Source organism: Paractinoplanes pyxinae, assembly GCF_026626335.1.
Lineage (GTDB): Bacteria > Actinomycetota > Actinomycetes > Mycobacteriales > Micromonosporaceae > Actinoplanes > Actinoplanes pyxinae.
In genome coordinates this window covers 318,500-340,303 of the sequence record NZ_JAPNTZ010000007.1, presented here as the reverse complement: position 1 = coordinate 340,303, position 21,804 = coordinate 318,500, and the positions used below count along the sequence as shown (strand labels likewise).

Annotated in this window: 19 protein-coding genes; 11 read left to right on the top strand and 8 right to left on the bottom strand. The window is 71.4% G+C overall.

Annotation, left to right across the window (positions count from 1 at the left end; genetic code table 11):
- Position 1 precedes the first annotated feature (1 nt).
- From OWR29_RS21555 to OWR29_RS21520, 8 genes are all read right to left on the bottom strand, one after another.
- The gene (locus OWR29_RS21555; RefSeq protein ID WP_267564857.1) at positions 2-1,117 is read right to left on the bottom strand and encodes an acetate/propionate family kinase; all 1,116 of its coding nucleotides are present in this window, start codon (positions 1,115-1,117) and stop codon (positions 2-4) included.
- On the bottom strand, positions 1,114-3,189 hold the full coding sequence (gene pta, locus OWR29_RS21550) for a phosphate acetyltransferase (protein WP_267564855.1): 2,076 nt from the start codon (positions 3,187-3,189) through the stop codon (positions 1,114-1,116). The genes OWR29_RS21555 and pta overlap by 4 nt, the downstream gene beginning before the upstream one ends.
- An 84-nt stretch (positions 3,190-3,273) precedes the next feature.
- Positions 3,274-4,008: an AAA family ATPase gene (locus OWR29_RS21545; protein ID WP_267564854.1), complete on the bottom strand. Its 735-nt coding sequence runs from the start codon at positions 4,006-4,008 to the stop codon at positions 3,274-3,276.
- A complete protein-coding gene (locus OWR29_RS21540; RefSeq protein WP_251796793.1) occupies positions 3,998-4,174 on the bottom strand; it encodes a DUF6104 family protein in 177 nt (58 codons plus the stop codon). Before OWR29_RS21540 ends, OWR29_RS21545 begins: the two co-directional genes overlap by 11 nt.
- Positions 4,175-4,232: 58 nt before the next feature.
- Positions 4,233-7,943, bottom strand: a complete 3,711-nt coding sequence (locus OWR29_RS21535) for a multifunctional oxoglutarate decarboxylase/oxoglutarate dehydrogenase thiamine pyrophosphate-binding subunit/dihydrolipoyllysine-residue succinyltransferase subunit (protein ID WP_267565114.1) — start codon at positions 7,941-7,943, stop codon at positions 4,233-4,235.
- A gap of 88 nt (positions 7,944-8,031) precedes the next feature.
- The gene (locus OWR29_RS21530) at positions 8,032-8,856 is read right to left on the bottom strand and encodes an ABC transporter permease subunit (RefSeq protein WP_267564852.1); all 825 of its coding nucleotides are present in this window, start codon (positions 8,854-8,856) and stop codon (positions 8,032-8,034) included.
- A complete protein-coding gene (locus OWR29_RS21525) occupies positions 8,853-9,773 on the bottom strand; it encodes an ABC transporter ATP-binding protein (RefSeq protein WP_267564851.1) in 921 nt (306 codons plus the stop codon). Before OWR29_RS21525 ends, OWR29_RS21530 begins: the two co-directional genes overlap by 4 nt.
- A 41-nt stretch (positions 9,774-9,814) precedes the next feature.
- A complete protein-coding gene (locus tag OWR29_RS21520) occupies positions 9,815-10,471 on the bottom strand; it encodes a hypothetical protein (RefSeq protein WP_267564850.1) in 657 nt (218 codons plus the stop codon).
- A 93-nt stretch (positions 10,472-10,564) separates the two neighbouring features.
- Between OWR29_RS21520 and OWR29_RS21515 the strand changes: the two genes are divergently transcribed.
- The 11 genes from OWR29_RS21515 (at position 10,565) to OWR29_RS21465 (ending at position 21,797) form a co-directional block, all read left to right on the top strand.
- Entirely contained in the window at positions 10,565-11,329 is a 765-nt protein-coding gene (locus tag OWR29_RS21515; protein WP_267564849.1) for a GNAT family N-acetyltransferase, read from the top strand.
- Positions 11,326-12,096 carry a lysophospholipid acyltransferase family protein gene (locus OWR29_RS21510; protein ID WP_267564848.1) on the top strand — a complete coding sequence of 257 codons (771 nt, stop codon included), beginning with the start codon at positions 11,326-11,328 and terminating at the stop codon, positions 12,094-12,096. The genes OWR29_RS21515 and OWR29_RS21510 overlap by 4 nt, the downstream gene beginning before the upstream one ends.
- 68 nt (positions 12,097-12,164) lie before the next feature.
- A complete protein-coding gene (locus OWR29_RS21505; RefSeq protein WP_221375767.1) occupies positions 12,165-12,878 on the top strand; it encodes a response regulator transcription factor in 714 nt (237 codons plus the stop codon).
- Positions 12,879-12,886: 8 nt separating this feature from the next.
- Positions 12,887-14,473, top strand: coding sequence for a sensor histidine kinase (locus OWR29_RS21500; protein WP_267564845.1), 1,587 nt, complete (start codon positions 12,887-12,889; stop codon positions 14,471-14,473).
- Between the two features lie 39 nt (positions 14,474-14,512).
- Positions 14,513-16,084 carry a S1C family serine protease gene (locus OWR29_RS21495; protein WP_267564844.1) on the top strand — a complete coding sequence of 524 codons (1,572 nt, stop codon included), beginning with the start codon at positions 14,513-14,515 and terminating at the stop codon, positions 16,082-16,084.
- Positions 16,085-16,276: 192 nt separating this feature from the next.
- The gene (locus OWR29_RS21490; protein WP_267564842.1) at positions 16,277-19,462 is read left to right on the top strand and encodes a cyclic nucleotide-binding protein; all 3,186 of its coding nucleotides are present in this window, start codon (positions 16,277-16,279) and stop codon (positions 19,460-19,462) included.
- A 41-nt stretch (positions 19,463-19,503) separates the two neighbouring features.
- Positions 19,504-19,719, top strand: coding sequence for a hypothetical protein (locus OWR29_RS21485; protein ID WP_184955172.1), 216 nt, complete (start codon positions 19,504-19,506; stop codon positions 19,717-19,719).
- Between the two features lie 18 nt (positions 19,720-19,737).
- Positions 19,738-20,220, top strand: a complete 483-nt coding sequence (locus OWR29_RS21480; RefSeq protein WP_267564839.1) for a hypothetical protein — start codon at positions 19,738-19,740, stop codon at positions 20,218-20,220.
- A gap of 84 nt (positions 20,221-20,304) precedes the next feature.
- Complete coding sequence (locus tag OWR29_RS21475) at positions 20,305-21,030, top strand: ABC transporter ATP-binding protein (RefSeq protein WP_267564837.1); 726 nt, start codon at positions 20,305-20,307, stop codon at positions 21,028-21,030.
- Complete coding sequence (locus tag OWR29_RS21470; protein ID WP_267564836.1) at positions 21,027-21,275, top strand: hypothetical protein; 249 nt, start codon at positions 21,027-21,029, stop codon at positions 21,273-21,275. The genes OWR29_RS21475 and OWR29_RS21470 overlap by 4 nt, the downstream gene beginning before the upstream one ends.
- A 12-nt stretch (positions 21,276-21,287) precedes the next feature.
- On the top strand, positions 21,288-21,797 hold the full coding sequence (locus tag OWR29_RS21465) for a hypothetical protein (protein WP_267564834.1): 510 nt from the start codon (positions 21,288-21,290) through the stop codon (positions 21,795-21,797).
- Positions 21,798-21,804: the final 7 nt, after the last annotated feature.

The window sequence follows — 21,804 nt, the reverse complement described above, 5'->3', positions numbered from 1 at the left end:
GTCAGTCGGGGAGAGACAACGCCGTCCGGGACTGGCCGGCAATCTCCAACTCCTCGTCGGTGGGGATCACACAGACGGGAATGCGGGCGCCGGGCGGAGAGATGATCTCTTCCCGGCGCTCGTTGCGCTCCGGGTCGACCTCGATGTCCAGCGGCTCCAGGCCGGCCAGTGAGGCGGCTCGCACGGCGGGCGCGTTCTCGCCGACGCCTGCGGTGAACGTGATGGCGTCGACCCGGCCCAGCACGGCCAGGTAGGCGCCCACGTATTCGCGGATGCGGCGGCAGTAGACGTCGAAGGCCAGCGTTGCGTCCGCATCGCCCGCCGCGCGCCGCTCGAGGACCGTACGCAAATCATTGTCGCCGGACAGGCCGAGCAGCCCGCCGTGCCGGGTCAGCGAGTTCTCGATCTCGTCCAGTGGCAGCCCGGCCACCCGGTGCAGGTGGAAGATCACCGTCGGGTCGATGTCGCCGCTACGTGTGCCCATCACCAGGCCCGGCAGCGGGGACATGCCCATCGAGGTGGCGACGCTGCGACCGCCCTCGACGGCACACGCGCTGGCGCCGTTGCCCAGGTGCAGTGTGATCACGTTGGTGGATGCCGGGTCGCGCCCCAGCACGTGGGCGGTGCGACGGGAGACGTACGCATGGGAAGTGCCGTGGAACCCGTAGCGCCGGATCTGCCAGCGCTCGGCCAGCGACCGGTCGATCGCCCAGGTCACGCCCTCGGGCGGGATCGTGGCGTGGAAGGCCGTATCGAAGACGGCGACCTGAGGCACGTCGGGCAGCAGCTTGCGCGCCACCTCGATACCCGTCAGCGCGGCCGGATTGTGCAGCGGCGCCAGCGGCACCAAAGCCTCGACCCGGGCCACCACGTCGTCGTCGATGACCGTCGGGCCGGTGAAGTCGGGACCGCCGTGCACCACCCGGTGACCCACCGCAACCAGGCCGGACAGGTCGGTCTCGTCCATGATCCCCTGCAGCGCGGCCCGGTGGTCGGCCACCTCGCCGCCGCTCTCGCCGATGCGCTCCACCAGGCCTTTCGCGATGGTGGAAGAGCCGTCGAAGAGCCGGTACTTGACCGAGGACGAGCCGCTGTTGAGAACGAGCACCCGGCTCATCGCGCCGCCGCCTGGATCGCCGTGATCGCCACCGTGTTCACAATGTCCTTCACCGTCGCCCCGCGGGACAGGTCGTTGACCGGCCGCCGCAGACCCTGCATGACCGGGCCGACCGCGACCGCGCCGGCCGACCGCTGAACCGCCTTGTAGGTGTTGTTGCCCGTGTTGAGGTCTGGGAAGATCAGGACAGTCGCCTGGCCGGCCACCGTGCTGCCGGGCAGCTTGGTGGCGGCCACCGCGGGGTCGACGGCCGCGTCGTACTGGATGGGCCCCTCGACCGGCAGATCGGGCTGCCTTTCCCGTACGAGTGCGGTGGCCGCAGCGACCTTTTCGACGTCGGCGCCCGCCCCCGAACTGCCCGTCGAGTACGACAGCATGGCCACCCGCGGCTCGATGCCGAACGCCGCCGCCGTCCGCGCCGACGACAGCGCGATGTCGGCCAGCTGGGCCGCGTCGGGGTCGGGGTTGACCGCGCAGTCGCCGTAGACCAGCACCCGGTCGGCCAGCAGCATGAAGAACACACTGGACGCCACCGACACGTCCGGCACGGTCTTGATGATCTCGAACGCGGGCCGGATGGTGGCCGCCGTGGTGTGGTTGGCCCCCGACACCATGCCGTCGGCCAGCCCCTGGGCCACCATCAGCGTCCCGAAGTAGTTGACGTCGCGAACCACGTCGTACGCCAGGTCGAGCGAGACGCCCCGCTTCTTGCGCAGCTCGGCGTACCGCTCGGCGAAGCCGTCCCGCAGCTCGCTGGTGGCCGGGTCGACCAGGCGGGCCGCTCCGATCTCGACGCCCAGCTCACGGGCCCGGCGGCCGATCTCGTCGGGGTCGCCCAGCAGCGTGAGGTCGGCGACGCCGCGCCGCAGCAGGGTCTCGGTGGCGCGCAGGATCCGCTCGTCGGTGCCCTCGGGCAGCACCAGGTGGCGGCGTTCGGCCCGGGCCCGGTCGATCAGGTCGTTCTCGAACATCAGCGGCGTGACCCGGCTCGATCGGGCCACGTCGAGCACCCGGGTCAGCGCCGCGGTGTCCACGTTCTCTTCGAACGCGCCCAGCGCCGCCTCGACCTTGCGGGGCGTGCCGGTGCCGAGCCCGGCCTGGATGTGGGTGGCGGCCGCGATGGTGTGGTAGCTGTCGCTGCCGACGACCAGCATGGCCAGGCCGGTGTTGAGGCGTTCGATGACGCGGACGATGCGCGGGTCGGGCGGCTCGCCCAGGGTCAGCACCAGCCCGGCCAGGGTGATGTTGCCCGCGGCGTGCGCGGCGCTGGCCGCCAGCAGCAGGTCGGCCCGGTCGCCGGGCGTGATCATCAGGGCGCCGTCGGTCAGGTGGTCGAGCACGGTGGGCACGTGGGCCGCGCCGACCACGTAGTCGAGCACGTCCCGGTCGAGGGCGCCCTCACCGCCGGAGACGATGGTCGCGTCCAGCGCGTCGGCCACCTCGGCCACCGTGGGCGCGGCCAGCGTGGGCACCTCGGGGATCGACCACATCGGCACCGGCAGGGCATCAACCGGCAGCGCCCCGAGCCCCGCCGGCACCCGGTTGGCGATCATGGCGATCACCGTCGCGTCCAGGTCGACCAGCGAGTGGTACGCGCTGCGAGCCGAAGCCACGAGCGATTCGGCGCCGCGCCCCTCACCGCTGATCACGGGCACGACGACGCTGCCGAACTCGGTGGCCAGCCGGGCGTTGAACCCCAGCTCACGCGGCATCTCGTCACGTTCCTTGGCGGCCGGCGCGAAGTCGCTGCCGATCACCACCACCGACCCGGCCTGCCGCTCGACCTCGCGATAACGCTCGACGATCCGCGAGATCAACTCTTCCCACTTGCCGTCGGCGACCAGCGCGCTCGCCTCGGCCAGGGTGACCCCGTACGACTCCGCGTACGGCGCGACCACCGGATACCGCTTGGTCAGCAGGGTGAGCAGCGAATCGTCGCCGTCGCCGGCCACCAGCGGCCGGAACACCCCGATCCGCGCCACCTGCCGCGACAACAATTCCACCAGCCCGAGCGCGACGGTGCCCTTGCCGACACCCGGCCCCAGGCCGGCCACATAGACGCTACGTGCCACGGCTTCAACCTACCCGCGCAACAGCAGCGCCACCGGGCCGAAAGTCCTAACTGTGGATGACAACGGCTCCGCGGAACCAAGGAGCTAAACGCCCAGATGGCGGAGGAAGGCTTCCGGTGCTGCGAGGAAGCTTCGCCAGTTGGTGACGATGTCGAGGTCGGGCCAGGTGGTGCGGCGGATGCCGTGGGGGCCCAGTTCGAGGATGGTGGCGCCGGGCAGGGCGGTCAGCAGCGGGGAGTGCGTGGCCACCACGACCTGGGAGCCGTTGGCGCGCAGGTCCTCCAGGCGGGTCAGCAGACTCAGCGTCGAGGTGAAGGACAGCGGCGCCTCGGGCTCGTCCATCAGGTAGAAGCCGTGGCCGCGGAATTTGCGCTCCAGGAGTTCCAGGAAGCCTTCGCCGTGGCTCTGCTCGTGCAGGAAGCGGTCGGGATTGTCGCCGGGCAGGCTTTCCAGGTACGTGTAGAGGCCGTGCGTGGTTTCGGCCCTCAGGAAGTACGCGTTGACCCGGCGGCCGGGGGTGCGGATCACGCGCAGGGCGGATCCGAGCGGGGATTCGGTGGCCCTCGTGGAATGCATGGCGCCGCGGGAGCCGCCCTCGGGGTTCAGGCCGTGGGCGGCGGCCAGGGCCTCGATCAGCGTCGACTTGCCGGAGCCGTTCTCGCCGACCAGGAACGTGACGCCGGGCGGGATGTTCAGGCCGTGCTCGAGCACCGCCCGTACGGCCGGGATCCGCGCCCACCAGGCCGAGCGGTCGACCTCGGCGGCGGCGTCGAGTTCGACCCGGCGGATCGGGCGCGACTCGGCGCCGCTACTCCTCATCCTCGTCGTCGCGGGCCAGCCACGTCGCGAAGCGCTCGATCGGGGTCTCGAACTCGGGGTTCTGGTCGACGAAGGTGCGCAGCTGGGCGCCCAGCCATTCGAGCGTGACTGTTTCCTCGCCACGCCGGTCGACCAGTTCCTCGATGCCACGGTCGGTGAAGTACATGACCGGATAGTAGAAGGGGGCGCCCCGCCGCAGCGGAGCGCCCCCTTCACCTGCGTGGTTACGGGCGCGGCAGCGCGGCCTCGATCAGCGCGGCCTGCTCGGCCTCGTGCATCTTGGCCGAGCCGACCGCGGGCGCGGCGGCAGCGGGACGCGAGATGCGCCGCAGCCGGACACCCTCAAGGTGCTCGAGCAGGTTGAGCGCGACGAACGACCAGGCGCCCTGGTTGGCCGGCTCCTCCTGCACCCAGACGAAGTCTTCGGCGTTGGGGAACTGGCCCAGGATCGCCTTGAGCTCGTTCACCGGCAGCGGGTAGATCTGCTCCATCCGGACGATCGCGGTGTCGGTGATGCCCCGCTCGGCGCGGGCCTGGAACAGGTCGTAGTAGACCTTGCCCGAGCAGAGCAGCACCCGCTTGACGTTGTTCGCGTCGAGCGCCTTGCCGTTGATGCCGGCGTCGCCGATGACCGGCTGGAACGTGCCCTCGGTGAAGTCGGCGACCGACGACACGGCCAGCTTGTGGCGCAGCAGCGACTTGGGCGAGAAGACGATCAGCGGCTTGCGCTTGGTCGACAGGGCCTGACGCCGCAGCAGGTGGAAGTAGTTGGCCGGAGTGGTCGTGTTGGCCACGCGCATGTTGTCCTGCGCGCACAGCTGCAGGAACCGCTCGGGCCGGCCGGAGGAGTGGTCGGGACCCTGACCCTCCTGGCCGTGCGGCAGCAGCAGCACCAGCGACGACTGCTGGCCCCACTTCACCTCGCCGGACGAGATGAACTCGTCGACGATCGACTGGGCGCCGTTGACGAAGTCGCCGAACTGCGCCTCCCACAGCACCAGCGCCTCGGGGTTCTCGACCGAGTAGCCGTACTCGAAGCCCATCGCCGCGTACTCGCTGAGCAGCGAGTCGTGGACGAAGAAGCGGGCAGTGCCGGTGGCCAGCGTAGACAGCGGAAGGAAGTCCTTGCCGGTCTTGGCGTCGACGACCGACGCATGCCGCGAGACGAACGTGCCGCGGCGCGAGTCCTGACCGGCGAGCCGGACGGTGACACCCTGCTGCAGCAGCGTGCCGAACGCGACCAGTTCGCCGAAGCCCCAGTCGATGCCGCCCTCGGCCGACATCTTGGCCCGCCGCTCGAGCAGCTGTTGCACCCGCTTGTGCGGGGTGAAGCCCTCGGGCAGCTCGACGTGGGCCTGACCGACCGCGCGCACGGCGGCCGCGTCGACCGCGGTCTCGACCTCGGGCTCGGGCTCCTCGCTGATCACGCGCGGGCGCGGCGGCGTGCCGGCCGCGTCCCGGGTGGCCTTGAAGACCTGCTCGAGCTGGGACTGGTAGTCACGCAGCTGCTCCTGAGCGTCGTCGACGGTGATGTCGCCCCGGCCGATCAGCTCTTCGGTGTACAGCTTGCGCACCGACCGCTTGGTGTCGATGATCTCGTACATCCGGGGGTTGGTCATCGACGGGTCGTCGCCCTCGTTGTGCCCGCGGCGGCGGTAGCAGACCAGGTCGATCACCACGTCCTTGTTGAACGCCTGGCGGTATTCGAAGGCCAGCTTGGCCACCCGCACGACGGCCTCGGGGTCGTCGCCGTTCACGTGGAAGATCGGCGCCTGGATCATGCGGGCGACGTCGGTCGAGTACATCGAGGAGCGGCTGTATTCCGGGGCGGTGGTGAAGCCGACCTGGTTGTTGACGATCACGTGGACCGTGCCGCCGGTGCGGTAGCCGCGCAGCTGCGAGAGGTTGAGCGTCTCGGCCACCACGCCCTGACCGGCGAACGCGGCGTCGCCGTGCACCAGCACCGGGAGCACCGTGTAGCCGTGCAGGCCGAGGTCGAGGCGGTCCTGCTTGGCCCGGACGATGCCCTCGAGCACCGGGTCGACCGCCTCGAGGTGGGACGGGTTGGCCACCACGCTGACGGTGGTGGCGTGCTCGCCGTCGGGCGTCGTGTACTTGCCGGTCTGGCCCAGGTGGTACTTGACGTCGCCGGAGCCGTGGGCCGACTTCGGGTCCATCTGACCCTCGAACTCGTTGAAGATCTTCTCGTACGGCTTGGCCACGATGTTCGCCAGCACGTTGAGCCGGCCGCGGTGGGCCATGCCGATGACCATCTCGTCCAGCCCGGCCTCAGCCGACGACTCGAGCACGGCGTCGAGCAGCGGAATCAGCGACTCGCCGCCCTCGAGCGAGAAGCGCTTCTGGCCGACGTACTTGGTCTGCAGGAAGGTCTCGAACGCCTCGGCCGCGTTCAGCCGGTTGAGGATGTGCTTCTGCTCGTCCGAGTCGGGCTTCGTGTACTTGATCTCGATGCGGTCCTGGATCCAGCGGCGCTCTTCCGGGCCCTGGATGTGCATGTACTCGATGCCGACGCGGCGGCAGTACGTGTCGCGCAGGACGCCCAGCACCTCGCGCAGCTTCATGCGCTGCTTGCCGGCGAAGCCGCCGACCGGGAACGTGCGGTCGAGGTCCCACAGGGTGAGGCCGTGCTGCAGCACGTCGAGGTCGGGGTGGCGGCGGATCTCGAACTCGAGCGGGTCGGTGTCGGCCATCAGGTGGCCGCGCACGCGGTAGGCGTGGATCAGCTCGACGACCCGGGCCGCCTTGTCGATCTGGCCTTCCGAGGTACGCGCGACGTCGCGCACCCAGCGGACCGGCTCGTACGGGATGCGCAGCGACGTGAAGATCTCGTCGTAGAAGTCGTGCTCGCCGAGCAGGAACTCGTGCATCGCCTTGAGGAACTCGCCGGACTGCGCGCCCTGGATGACCCGGTGGTCGTAGGTGCTGGTCAGCGTGGTGACCTTGCTGATGCCGTGCTCGGACAGCGTCTCGTCGCTCATGCCGGAGTACGGCGCCGGGTATTCCATGGCGCCGACGCCGATGATCGCGCTCTGGCCGGCCATGAGCCGCGGGATCGAGTGGACGGTGCCGATGCCGCCCGGGTTGGTCAGCGAGATCGTCGTGCCCGCGTAGTCGTCCATGGTCAGCTCGTTGCGGCGAGCGCGCCGGACGACGTCTTCGTACGCCTGCCAGAACTTGCGGAAGTCCATCGTCTCGCAGTTCTTGATCGACGGCACGACCAGCGCGCGCGAGCCGTCCTTCTTGGCGAGGTCGATGGCGATGCCGAGGTTGACGTGCTCGGGCTGCACGAGCGCGGGCTTGCCGTCGACCTCGGCGAACGAGTTGTTCATCTCGGGGTGCTTCACGACCGCCTGCACCAGCGCCCAGCCGATCAGGTGGGTGAAGCTGACCTTGCCGCCGCGGCCGCGGGCGAGGTGGTTGTTGATGACGATGCGGTTGTCGACCATGAGCTTGGCCGGGACGGCGCGCACCGAGGTGGCCGTGGGCACCTCGAGCGAGGCGTCCATGTTCTGCACGATGCGGGCGGCGACGCCGCGCAGCGTGGTGACCTTGGCGCCCTCGGGGGCCTTCCCGTTGCCCGCAGAGGCGGCGGGCTTCGGTGCCGGCTTGGGGGCGGGCTTCGGTGCGGACTCAGCGGCGGGAACAGTCGGCTTCACGGGCGCCACGGTGGCTGCGGCCGGTGCGTCCGTGCCGGCCCGGGCGGCGGAGGCGGTCGCGTTGGCGGCCGTCGCCTCGTCCGGCGTCACGATCGATCCCGTGGCCATCGCGGGCTTGTAATCGGCGAAGAAATCGTGCCAGGCCGGGTCGACGCTTGTGGGGTCGGCCAGGTAGCGCTGGTACATCTCGTCGACTATCCACTCGTTGGGACCGAAATCCGCGAGTGGGTTCTCGTGCGAAGTCTGCTGGGTCGACACTTCCGTGTTCGCCTCTTTCACCTTTTGATCGGCGTCACATGGGACAGCAACCAGGCTACGCCGTGTGGAAGAGGAGATCGGACGGGCGTCAGCTGATATCGCGTCGCTTGGTCAACCAGGTGCCGAGGAAGCCGGTGACGATCGCGTACCCGACCAGGACGACCGCCCCGACCCAGCGCGGCGGCGAGCCGGGCAGGTCGGTGCCCGAGATCATCAGCTGCGAGGCGCTGGTCGGGACGAGCACCTGCAGGTTGCTGATCCACTCGGCCACGTACTCGCTGAGCAGGAAGAAGATCAGGGTCACGGCGGCCGAGCCGATCACGTACGTGATGGCCAGGATCAGCGTCGCCGCGATCTGGCTGCGGATCAGCACGCCGGCGCCCACCCCGAGGACGCCCCAGAGGACGAAGGCCAGGGCGTTGAGCCCGATCGCGCGCCACACCGCGGGCTCGCCGAGCTGGCTGCCGAGATCGAGATTGCTCATGATCGGCGGCACGAAGATCAGGTTGAGCACCGTGGTGATCAGCCAGACGGCCAGGCCGATGACGATGGCGGCGCCGAACTTGGCCAGGATGACCGACTCGCGCCGCGGCGTGGTCAGGAAGGTCGTGGTCGCCGTGAGGTGGAAGAACTCACTGGTCACGATGATCGCCGAGAGCAACAGCACGATCAAGATGCCGAAGAACTGGCCGCTGGTGTAGAGGTTGGTGGCCACGTTGATCGGCTCGAGCGCGGCCTCGATGGCCTGGCTCTGGGTGTCGGACACCCCGGCGTCCGGCGGGGGCGCCCCGGCGCTGGAGTTGGCCCAGTTCACGAGCAGGCTCGCGGCGTACAGGGGAAGCAGGATGATCCCCATGATCCACCACAGCGAGGTGGTGCGGACCTTGAACAGCTCGGCGTTGACCAGACTCATCGGATGCCCGCCTTTCCGGCCGTGAGCTGCAGGAAGACCTGTTCGAGATCGCCGCGTTCGGTGGCCAGCTCGTGCAGCTCGACCCGGGCGGTGAAGGCGGCGTGCCCGATCGCGGCCGCCTCGACGCCGTGCACCACCAGGCTGCCGTCCTCGCTCGGGGTGACGGTCGCGTCGAGCTCGGAGAGCGCGGCGGTCAGCTCCGGAACCTGCGGGGTGCGCACCCGCACCTGGACGCCGCCGCTCATGTCGCCCAGCACCTCGGCGACCGGGCCCTGCCGGATCAGCTTGCCGGCCGCGACGATCACCACGTCGTCCGCCAGCAGCTGCATCTCGCCCAACAGGTGGCTCGAGACCAGCACCGTACGGCCCTGGCCGGCCAGCGCCTTGAGCAGGTCACGCATCCAGCGGATGCCCTCGGGGTCGAGGCCGTTGGCCGGCTCGTCGAGGATCAGCACCTTAGGATCGCCGAGCATGGCGGCGGCGATGCCCAGCCGCTGCTTCATGCCCAGCGAGTAGCCCTTGAACTTGCGGTTGGCGGCCGGGGTGAGGCCGACCATCTCGAGCGTCTCGTCGGCCCGGGTGTCGGGCAGGCCCGCCGCGCGGCAGATCATGCGCAGGTGGTTGCGGCCGGTGCGGCCGCGGTGGGCGCTCGACGCCTCGAGCACGGCGCCGACCTCGCGGACCGGGTCGGGCAGGTCGACGTATTTCTGGTTGCCGAAGGTGGCCGTGCCGGCGGTCGGGGTGACCAGGCCGAGCAGCATGCGCAGGGTCGTGGTCTTGCCCGCGCCGTTGGGGCCGAGGAAGCCGGTGACCCGGCCGGACCGTACCCGGAAGGAAAGGTCGTCAACGGCTCGCAGCTTTTTGTACTGCTTGGTCAGGTGATCGACCACGATCTCGTCGGTGCCGGGCGCGCTCATCGACGCGGCTCCTTCCCCCGTTTCGGTGAAGGCACAAGGTACTAGGTTGTGGCGATCCACGTTGCCCTGGCGGTGGACAACGGCGAGCCGTCCGGTCCGTAGATCGTCGAGAGCACCATGGCCTTACGCCCGGAGAACTCGGTCGCCTCGCCCAAGATCACGCAGGTGGAGCCGGGTTCGGGCAGCGCGTCGGCGGTGACGGCGATGCGGCCGAGAACGTAGGTGCGGCCGTTCTGCAGAGCGGTCCAGCCACCGGGACAATCGAGGGCGGCCCACACCATCGGCAGCTCCACCTCGGCCGGGACGGTCCAGGGCGCGGCCGTACGCCCATCGGCCAGCGGCCCCGAGAAAATGCGCAGCCCGTCCGTGCGGTCGGGGCCGCACACGTAGCAGGTGGGAAATGGGTGCCGGGTGAAGCCGGGGTACCGCTCGGCGGCCCGCTCCGCTTCCGGCTGAGACACCGGGGTGACGTACGGGATGGGACCCGCCGCCTCCGCGACCGTCGCCACCAACGTCTCGCCGTCCTGCACCGAGCCGTCGGCGAAGGTCAGCTCGGTCTCGAGCGGGGGCGGCACCCGCAGGGTGACCTCGAGCGCCGGCCCGCCCACCTCGGCCCCCGCCGCGACGGCGAAGACCCCGGCCGACCACCCGCCGTTGCCGGTCGATGGCGGCCCGTTGAAACGCTTCGCTAAACGCATGCCCGAAGATTCGCACAAGCCGTTCATTTCACGGCCATGAATCCCCACCTGGCGCGACATTCCATCGGCAGTTGTCGCCCTTACACACATCACATGGCTGTTCTGCTGACTGCCGCCGCCCCCACCGGGACCAGCGGCTACACGCTGCTCATCGCCGAGGACCAGAGTCAGGTCGCCGCCGCGCAACGGTTGCGGCACGACGTCTTCGCCGGTGAACTCGGCGCCTCGTTGCCCGGCGCCACCCCCGACGGGCGCGACGCCGACGACTTCGACGACTTCTGCGACCACCTGATCGTGCGCGACGACGCGACCGGCGACGTGGTCGGCACCTACCGCATGCTGGCCCCCAAGGCCGCCGAGCGGGCGGGCCGCCGGTACGGCGACACCGAGTTCGACCTGAGCCCGCTGCGCCCCCTGCGCGATCAGCTGGTCGAGACCGGGCGCTCGTGCGTGCACCCCGACCACCGCACCGGCTCGGTGATCAACCTGATGTGGGCCGGCATCGCCCGCTACATGCACCTGAACAACCTGCGCTGGCTCGGCGGCTGCGCCTCGGTGCCGCTCGACGACGGCGGCGTGACCGCGGCCGGCGTGTGGGCCCGGGTGCAGGCCAAGCACATGGCGCCGCCCGCGATGCGGGTGCAGCCGCGCCGCAACTGGCTGGCCGAGACCGAGCTCGTCGGTGACCCCAAGACGCAGCCCCCAGCCCTGCTCAAGGGTTACCTGCGGCTGGGCAGCTGGGTCTGCGGGCAGCCTGCCTACGACCCGGACTTCAACTGCGCCGACTTCTACGTGCTGTTCTCGATGGACCGGCTCGACCCGCGCTACCGCCGGCACTTCCTGGGAGCCACCCGATGATCGCCGGGCTCTGGCAGCCGGTCTCGGGCTGCGGCCCGCACTGCCGCGAGACGGCCGGCCGCCACGCCTTCCCGGGTGTTCCCACGCTGCGCATGATGGGGCTGGCGGTCGTGCTCGTCGGCGGTCTGCTGCTCGCGCCGCTGCTGCGGGGTCTGGCCCTGCGCGGCCTGGCCCGCACGATGCTGGCCGTGCTCGGCATCCGCGTCGTCCGGCGGGGCCCGGAACTGCGTCCGGGCAGTCTGCTGGTGGCCAACCACGTGTCGTGGCTCGACATCCTGGTGCTGATGGCCTCGTCGCCGATGAGCCTGGTGGCCAAGGGCGAGGTCGGCGCCTGGCCGGGCATCGGGCCGCTGGCCGGGCTGTCCGGCGCGATCTTCATCGACCGGTCCCGGCCCAAGGCGCTGCCGTCGACGGTGGCCGAGGTGGCCGCGGCGCTGCGCTCGGGCCGCACGGTGGCGGCCTTCCCCGAGGGCACGACCTTCTGCGGCACGAACCAGGGTCGCTTCCGTCCGGCGTTGTTCCAGGCGGCGGTGGACGCGGGCGCCCCCGTGGTGCCGGCCTCGATCCGGTACGACTCGACTGACGCCGCCTTCATCGGCGACGACACGCTCTTCGATTCGATCCGCCGGGTGGCCGCGCTCCGGTCGCTGACGGTGACCCTGGTGACCGCGCCCGCGCTGCGCCCCGAGCCCGGCGCCGACCGCCGCCTGCTCGCCCGCGCCGCCCAGGCCTCGATGGGGGTCGCCGGCTACCGCCTGGCCGCTTGAAGGTTCTTACAGAAAACTTTCAGGCAGCGTGCAGGCAAGGAACAGCGCGCTGATAAACAATGGGTGGCATGGCCGCCCAGACCCAGCCCAAGCAGAGCGAGGCGAAACTGCTCGTCGTCGAGGACGACGCGAACATCCTCGAGCTGCTCTCCGCCAGTCTTCGCTTCGCCGGCTTCGACGTGAGCACCGCGACGAGCGGCAGCGCGGCGGTCAGCGCGGCGAAGAACACCACTCCTGACCTCGTCGTCCTCGACGTGATGCTGCCCGACCTCGACGGCTTCGAGGTCATCCGGCTCATGCGCGAGGGCGGCCAGCGCACCCCCGTGGTCTTCCTGACCGCCCGCGACGGCACCGACGACAAGATCCGGGGCCTGACCCTGGGCGGCGACGACTACGTGACCAAGCCGTTCAGCCTCGAGGAGCTGACCGCTCGCATCCGGGCCGTGCTGCGCCGCACCACCCAGGGCGACGAGGAGCCGTCCCGCCTGGTCTTCGCCGACCTCGAGCTCGACGAGGAGACGCACGAGGTCTACCGGGCCGGTCAGCGCGTCCAGCTCTCGCCGACCGAGTTCAAGCTGCTGCGCTACCTCATGCTGAACGCCAACCGGGTGCTCTCGAAGGCGCAGATCCTCGACCACGTGTGGAAGTACGACTTCCGCGGCGACGACAACATCGTCGAGTCCTACATCTCGTACCTGCGCCGGAAGGTCGACAACGTGCAGCCGCGCCTGATCCACACCCTCCGCGGGGTCGGCTACGTGCTGCGCAAACCCGCCGTCTGAGCCCGGCCGTGTCCGCGACGCTCACCGAGCGGGTCCGTAACTCGATCCCGCCGCAACCCAGCCTGCGCAAGGTCTCCCTGCGCATCAAGCTGGTGGCGTCGGTCCTGGTCCTGGTGTTCGCCGCGCTCACCGCGATCAGCGCGGCCAGCACGTACGCGTTGCACAACTACCTGCTCGACCGGCTCGACACGTCGCTGCGCATCTACGCCGAGACGATCGCCCAGGCCCGCTACGGCTCGCAGATCCCGGTGCCCAGCGACTTCTACGTCTCGACCTCGTCGGTCTGGGGCGTCCGCTCCGACAAGCCGACGGTGGGCGACACCTCGCTCAAGCCGGAGGACCTGCCCCCGCTGGTCAAGGGCCTCGACGAGGTCAACGCCGTGCTGGGCGAGCCGTACACGGTGCGCTCGCCCAGCGGCAACGTGCACTGGCGGGTGGTGGTCGTCGTCGACCAGAACACCCAGGTCATCCAGGTCGCCGAGAAGCTGTCGGTGATCGGCCTGGCGGTCAACCAGATGGTCTGGGTCGACCTGCTGGTCGGGGTCGGCGTGCTGATCGCGCTGGCCTCGATCGGGGCCGCCATCGTGCGGCAGAGCCTGCTCCCGCTGCTGCAGATCGAGCGCACGGCGGCGGCGATCGCGGCCGGCGACCTGACCCAGCGTGTGCCCGACCCGGAGGCGCGCGAGGGCGAGCCCACCACCGAGCTGGGCCGCCTGGCCAAGGCCCTCAACGCCATGCTGGCCCAGATCGAGGCGGCCTTCAGCGCGCGCGCCCAGAGCGAGGCGGCGGCCCGGGCGGCCGAGGCGTCGGCGGTCGAGGCGGCCGACGCGGCGCAGGCCTCCGAGGCGCGGGCGGTGCGCTCCGAGGGCAAGATGCGGCAGTTCGTGGCGGACGCGTCGCATGAGCTTCGGACGCCGTTGACGACCATCCGGGGCTTCGCCGAGCTCTACCGGCAGGGCGCCGTCACCAACCCGGACGACGTGGCCCGCCTGGTGCGCCGCATCGAGGACGAGGCCGCCCGCATGGGCCTGCTCGTCGAAGACCTGCTGCTGCTGGCCCGGCTCGACCGCGAGCGCCCGCTCAACCTGGGCCCGGTCGAGCTGCCCGTGCTGGCGCTGGACGCCGTGCAGGCGGCCGAGGCCATGGCGCCCGAGCGCACGATCGAGCTCGAGGTGCGCGACCAGCCGGAACAGCTGGTGGCCTGGGGCGACGACGGCCGGCTGCGCCAGGTGATCGGCAACCTGATGACCAACGCGCTCGTGCACACCCCGCCCGAGGCGACGGTGACCCTGCGGCTGTACGCCGAGCCGGGCGACCGGGCGGTGGTCGAGGTCGCCGACACCGGGCCCGGGCTGTCCGAGAAGCAGCGGGCACACGTCTTCGAACGGTTCTACCGCGCCGACGAGGCCCGCACCCGGCACACCGACCGGGCCGCCACCGGCACCGGGCTGGGGCTGGCCATCGTGGCCGCGATTGTCAGGTCGCACCAAGGAACCGCCGAGGTGATCAGCGAACCCGGACAGGGAGCGACGTTCCGGGTGACTTTGCCTACGCTAAATCCCGACAAAGGGTTTTCAGAAAACATCCAGGACTAGCACAGGTCGGTACGAGGCCAACGGGGCAAGGTGGGGTACATGAACGAGAACGAGACCGACCCGCGCACCGCGGACGCCTCCTCCGAGAGCAGCAGCCCGCAGCGGGGACAGTCTGAGGAGCCGACCGCCGCGCAGCCGGCAGTCCCGCCGGCCCCGCAGCCCGCCCCGCCGCAGGCTCCTCACTGGGGGCCGCCGGCTTCGAGCGCCCCCCATTCGGGCGTTCCGCAGTCCGCTGCCCCCCAGTCCGGCGTCCCGCACTCGGGCGCCCCCCAGTGGCAGCAGCAGTCGCCGTGGCAGCAGCCCGCCGGCTACCCGCAGCAGCCGCACCCCGGCTACGGCCAGCAGCAGTCGCCCGGCGGCTTCCACCAGCAGCCGTACGGTCAGCAGGCCGGTTACGCCACCGGCGCCGCCTGGGCCCCCGGCGCGACGCAGACCCAGACGCAGCAGTTCCCCGGCGAGGGCCAGACCTGGGCCGCCGGTGAGGGCCAGCCGGCCTGGGCCGCGCCGGTCGACCAGCAGCAGCCCCGCGGCAACGGCCGCGGCCGCAAGATCTTCGTCGCCGGCGCGGCGGCGGTGCTGATCGCGCTGGGCGCGGGCGGCATCGGCGCGGCCACGGCGCTCGCCTTCGACAACGACGGCGGGTCGCCCTCGGTGCAGACCGGCAACTCGTCGGTCACCCGGGTGGTCGACCGCTCGTCGCTGGCCCAGATCGCCTCGGCCGTGCAGGACAGCGTCGTCTCGATCACCACCGGCAGCGGTGAGGGCTCGGGCGTGGTCATCTCGACCGACGGCTACATCGTGACCAACAACCACGTGGTGGCCACGGCCCAGGGCGACACGGTCACCGTGATCTTCGCCGACGGCAAGAAGGCCAACGCCTCCATCGTCGGCACCGACCCGCGCACCGACCTGGCCGTGATCAAGACGTCAGGCCTGTCCGACCTCAAGGCGGCCACCTTCGGCAGCAGCGCCAAGATGCAGGTGGGCGACACGGTTCTGGCCATCGGCAGCCCGCTCGGCCTCGAGGGTTCGGTCACCGCCGGCATCATCAGCGCGAAGGACCGCACCATCCAGTCCAGCGGCGAAGGCGAGCAGCAGAGCCCGTTCGGCAACAACCAGCAGCAGCAACAGGGCTCCTCGACCACGATGTCGGGCCTGCTGCAGACCGACGCGCCGATCAACCCCGGCAACTCCGGCGGCGCCCTGGTCAACACGAACGGCGAAGTCATCGGCATCAACTCGGCCATCGCCACGTCGGGCAGCACCGGCAACATCGGCCTGGGCTTCGCGATCCCGAGCGACAAGGCCAAGCAGGTGGCCGACGACCTGATGGCCGGCAAGAAGGTCAGCCACCCGGCGCTGGGCGTCAGCGTGACCGAGGCCGAGAACGGCGGCGCGCTGGTCAGCAGCGTCACCTCGGGCAGCGCGGCCGCCACGGCCGGGCTCCAGCAGGGCGACGTGATCACCTCGGCCGACGGCAAGACCATCAGCGACTCCGACGATCTGGTGGCGGCCGTCCAGTCCGGCACGGTCGGGCAGAAGATGACCCTCGACTACACCCGTGGTGGCGAGAAGAAGCAGATCACGGTGACGTTGACCGAGGCCAAGTAGAGCTTTCCCCTCCGCTGCGGCGGGTGGCGTGACAAGGGGGTTGTCACGCCACCCGCCGTACGTTTGTCCGGCGTCATTCTCCGACTCCGTCACAAAACCGCCCAAAACGGTGTGGGGGGCTCGCCATCGGGCTGGCCGAGCGCCTAATCTGCCATTCGCATCGGCGCTCCCCCCGGCACTGAGAGGCACCAGTTGACGTACGTCGAGACCCAGATGAACGTCTGGGAGGCTCTGGCCGGCCGCGCCCCCGGCGAACCGTCCGGCCCCGCCGACCCCGGGCTCTGGGGCGCGGTCGTCGACCGTCTCAACCCGGCCAGCGCGCGGCCCGTGCTGCGCGCCGGGGTGGAGTACGTCCAGCTCACCGACGCCCGCGGCGGCGACTACATCATGCTGCGCTCGCCCGACGACGGTGAGCGCAGCAGCTACCTGCGCCTCACCCCCGAGGAGTGGGATCTGGCGCTGCTGATGGACGGCGAGCACACGGTGGCCCGGCTGGTCGCCGAGTTCGCCCGCATCGCCGGCCGGCTCGCCCCCGATCAGGTGCGCCGGGTGGTGGCCGACCTGGCCGGCAACCGCATGCTCGACGAGCTGCCGATGGACGCCTTCCGCCCGCTGCAGGAGCTGGGCCGGCGCCCGCTGCCGGAAAGGGTCGGCAACTCGCTGCTGGCCGCCGCCCGTGGCCGCCGCATGCTGCTGGTCAACGTGGACGGACTGGTCACCGCGCTCTACCGGGCCGGCGGGCGGCTGTTCTTCAACAAGGCCGCCGCGATCGTCACCGCCCTGCTCGGCGTGGCCGGGCTGGGGCTGTTCGCGGTCACCTGGTCGCGGGGCAGCCGCTCGCTGTTCCTGACGGGTGACTCGTACCTGATCGGCGCCCTCACTCTCGTGCTGCTCAACCTGGTCGTGGTCGGCGTGCGCGAGTACGCCCGGGCCATGGCGGCCAAACACTCCGGCCGGGAGGTGCCGGCCGCCGGCTTCCTCGTCTGGTTCGGCCTGCCCTCGCTCTTCGTGGACACGAGCGACGTCTGGATGGCCGGCCGGCGCGCGCGCATGCTGGTCTCGGCGGCCGGGCCGCTGAGCGCGCTGCTGCTCGGCGGTGTGGCCCAGCTGGCCGGCCTGGCCCTGCCCTCGGCCGCCGACCTGGCCTTCAAGCTGGCCTTCCTCTGCTATCTGAGCGCGTTCGTGCATCTCAGCCCGCTGCTGCCGCTCGACGGGCAGTACCTGCTGATGAACTGGCTCGAGGTGCCGCAGGTGCGCAACCGGGCCCTGGCCTGGGTCGGGGGACGCCTGCGGGGCCGCCCGCCGCGCTGGGGCGCTCTCGACCGCGAGGGCCGGCTGATCGCGCTCTACGGCTTCCTGGCCGTGTGCTGGCTCGCCGTCGGCCTCAACGTGGCCGTCCGGCTCTGGGAAGACCGGCTCTCCGGCCTGGCCACCGGACTGTGGCACGACGGCCCGCTCGGCATCCTGCTGCTGCTGGTCATCGTGCTCGGCCTGGCCGCGCCCGTCGTGTACTTCCTGCTCGGCCGGTTCACCCGCTGGTGGGCCACCTCGCGGCTGCGCCGGGCCGAGAACGACCGCGAGGCCGACAGCCCGCGCCGGCTGGCCGCGCTGCGCGCCTCGGAACTGGGCGGCCTGCCCGAGCCGGCGCTGCAGGGCCTCGCCTCGCGGGCGCGCTGGGTGCACCCGCCGACCGGCCGTCAGATCGTCAGCGCGGGCGGCGCCCAGCAGGCCGTCTTCGTGGTGGTCGAGGGCGCCCTCGAGGCGCGCCGGCCCGGCGACCCGCCCGGCACGATCCGCCACCACGTCGGACCCGGCGCGGTCGTCGGCCTGGTCAACGCGATCACCGGCCGCTCCACCCAGCTCGACTGGCACACCGCCGGCACCACGCTGCTGTCGATCCCGACGGCGACCGTGGCCACCGTGGTCGGTCCGCTACCCGGGCCGCCCCCGCACGACCGGGCCGAAGCCGAGGCGCTGTTCGCCGACACCCCGGCGCTGGCCGGTCTCGCGGCCGACCAGCGGCTGGCCCTGATCGCATCGGCTCACCCGGTCGACCTCGACCCGGGCGCGCCGGTCATCCTGCCCGGGCCCACCCATGCGGTGGTCGTCGAGTCCGGCGTGATCGCCCTGCCCGACGGCGTCGAGCTGCGGCGGGGCACGCTGGTCGGCCCGGTCGGCGACGGCAGCCCCGGCATGGTCGCGCAGACCATCACGCCCGTGCGGCTGTGGGTCGTGCCCGACGCCTCCGACCTGCCGCCCCTGGTCGGCGCCACCCACCGGCCCGGCTCGCCGATGCCCGTCGTCACGGCCAAGGGCTCGTTGCGGCCCGGCTCACCCGGTGGCGGCACCTATCCGCCGCTCAACCTGCCGCCCGGCCCGCCCGGCGGCGACGGCAACCCCGAGGCCGACAAGCGGTTCGAGCGCGGGCTGACCTGGCTCACCGTGGTCGTGCTGACCGCAGCCCTGTTCCTCACCGGCCTGTCCTTCCGGCCCGGCCCGGCCTGGGCCGAGATGCCGGCCGACCGGGTGCTGCTGGCGATCGACGACGGCCGGATCAACGCCACCCTGAACGGCTCGCGGCAGAACCTCGACGCGGGCGCCCGGCGCTACCTCGACCAGGGCGAGACGATCGAGGTGCCGTCCCGCGCGTCGGCCACGCTGACCTTCCCGGGCGGCGCGACGGCGTTGCTGTGCGCGAACACCCGGGTCGGCATCGGCACCCTCAGCACCGGCGGCGGCCGCGATCAGAGTCCCAAGGCCACTCTCTCGCTGCAGAGCGGGCGCTTGCTCGCCGGCACGGGCAGCACGAGCGGCGCGTACAAGCCGCTGGCGCTCACTGTGGACCGCAGCGGCGGCCGGGTCACCAACAGCGGCGCCGCCTGGTATTCGGTCGAGCCGGAAACCCTCGCCGTCGCGCGCGGCACGGTCGCCGTCGACGGCACGCCCAGCCAGGCCGCCGGCGGCCAGCTGGCCTGCGCTGACGGCGTGCCGGTGGAGGCGCCCGCCTCGAGCAGCCCGGAGCCGGAGGAGCTCTTACCGTCCGATCCGGCATCGATCAATCCGTCGATCGTCCCGAGCGCCACCGCGCCGACGAGCGATAGTGTAGTCACGCCGTCACAGACAGCTGATCCGACCGACGACGAGCCGGCCGACGAGCCGACCCGGACGACCACCACCCGGCCGACGACCGCACCGCCGCCCACCTTCACCCGGCCGACCACGGCGCCGACGACGACGCGCCCGGCGCCGACCCCGCCGACCACCACCAAGGCCCCCACCCCCGACCCGACGACGGCCCCGCCCCCGCCGGCCACCACCGAGCCGGAAGAGACGCCGCCGCCCGGCAACCCGGAGTCGAGCCCGACCAGCGACGACTGACGCCGGGGGGCGGGAGTCGCCCCCCTTCGTCAGGAGGTTCGATGCTCTGCTGGTTCTGCGCCGAGTCGGCCCGGGCGAGCTGCCGCTTCTGCGGCCGCGGCGTCTGTGCCGAGCACGCCCGCTTCGGTCCGTACCTGTTGCAGGTCAGCCGGTCCGAGACCAGGCGACGGGCGGAGGCGCTGGTGGTCGACGACGCGGTGCAGTGCGGCACCTGCCGGCCCCGGCCACACGCGGTGGCGATGCCGGAACTGGACTGAGCACCGTACCGTCAGTGCATGGCTCGACACGACGGCGAGAACGATCTGGGCGTGTGGTCGGAATTCGGCACGGTGGCCGGCATGGTCGCCGGGCGCACCGCCGAGGACGTCACCGAGGACGCTCCCGGTGACGTGCTGACCGGCTTCGGCGACCGCCCCGACCTCGACGGCCTGCCCGACGTCACGGTCGGCGCCTCGGTCGCGCAGGCGGCGATCGCCCTGGCCCCGCCCGAGGGCTACGACAATGAGGTGGACGCCGACGGCGACGGCACCCTCGACGACGCGACCTATCTGGGCCGCGGCGACGGCGGCGTCGACATCCTGGTCGACGTGAACGGCGACGGCTCGGTCGACTTCGTCGGCACCGACCTCGACCTGGACAACCGGGTCGACTACGCCGACTACGACAAGGACCGCGACGGCGTCTTCGAGAAGCGCATGTTCGACGACGACGGCGACGGGTTTCTCGACCGGGCCGAGTGGCTGGGCGAGTCGAGCTGACCTTCAAGGGGGTGGAAAATCCCCAGGCCGAGTCGGGTGCTTTCCGGCTTCTGAGTAGCGGGCGGGCTGCCTAGCGTCAGTTCCATGATGGAACTACGAGAGCTGACCAAACGGTACGGCGACCGGGTGGCCGTGGACGGGCTGAGCGTCCGGGTCCAGCCGGGGGTGGTGACCGGCTTCCTCGGGCCGAACGGGTCGGGCAAGTCGACGACGATGCGGATGATCCTGGGACTGGACGCTCCTGATCACGGCGCTGCCCTGATCGACGGGGTGCCGTACCGGGAACTGGAATGGCCTTTGCGGACGGTCGGCGCGCTGCTGGACGCCGGGGCGTTCCACCCGGGCCGCAGCGGCCGCGCGCATCTGACCGCCCTGGCCGCGAGCAACGACATTCCCGGTACGCGCGTCGAGCAGGTGCTGCGCACCGTCGGGCTGACCGAGGCGGCGTCGCGGCGGGCCGGCACCTACTCGCTCGGCATGCGTCAACGGCTCGGCGTCGCGGTGGCCCTGCTCGGCGATCCGGGCGTTCTGCTGCTCGACGAGCCGGTCAACGGGCTGGACCCGGAGGGCATCCGCTGGATCCGAGACCTGCTGCGCGGCCTGGCCGCCGAGGGGCGGACGGTGTTCGTCTCGAGCCACCTGATCGCCGAGATGGCGCTGACCGCGCACCGGCTGGTGGTCATCGGCCGCGGCCGGCTGCTGGCCGAGACGACCGTGGCCGAGCTGGCCGCGGCCGACGACAACCTGGAGGACGCGTTCTTCCGGCTCACCTCGCAGGTCACCGACTATCGCGGCACGGAGGCGTCATGAACGGCTACGGGTTCCGGCAGGCGGCCCGGATGGAATGGATCAAGCTGCGCAGCGTCCGGTCGACGTGGTGGCTGGCGATCGCGGCGGTGGCCTCGATGACCGCGTCCGGGATCGGGGTCGGCCTCGGCTACCGCTCGCACACGCCGGTCGCCACCACCGCCCAGATCCTCAACAACAGCCTGAGCGGCGCCATCCTGGCCCAGTTGCTGCTGGGCGCGCTGGGCGTGCTGATGGTGACCGGCTAGTACGGCACCGGGATGATCCGCTCGACGCTGGCCGCCGTCCCGCGGCGCCGGACGGTGCTGGCGGCCAAGACCGCGGTGTGCGGCGGGGCGGCGCTCGCCACCGGCCTGCTCGCGAGCTTTGCCGGCTATCTGGGCGGGCAGCTCACGATCGGCGGCACCGCCATCCCGCCGGCCCCGCTGGGGGAGTGGGCGAACCTGCGGGCGGTGCTGCTGACCGGCGTGTATCTGGGCGCCACGGCGCTGATCGGGGTCGGCCTGGGCACGATGCTGCGGCACTCGGGCGCGGCCATCGGCACGCTGTTCGCCCTCATGTTCGTCCCGACGATCGTGGCCGGGCTGTTCGGCGAGGGCGGGGTGGCGATCGGCCGCTTCGTGCCGCTGCTGATGCTGCTCAACTCGGTCGCGGTGATCACGCCGGGCCCCGGACTGTTCTCCGGCGCGGTCAGCGTGCTGCTGATGTGCGGCTACGCGGCGGTGGCGGTCGTGGTCGGCGGGGTGCTCCTGCGCACCCGCGACGCGTGAGAATGAG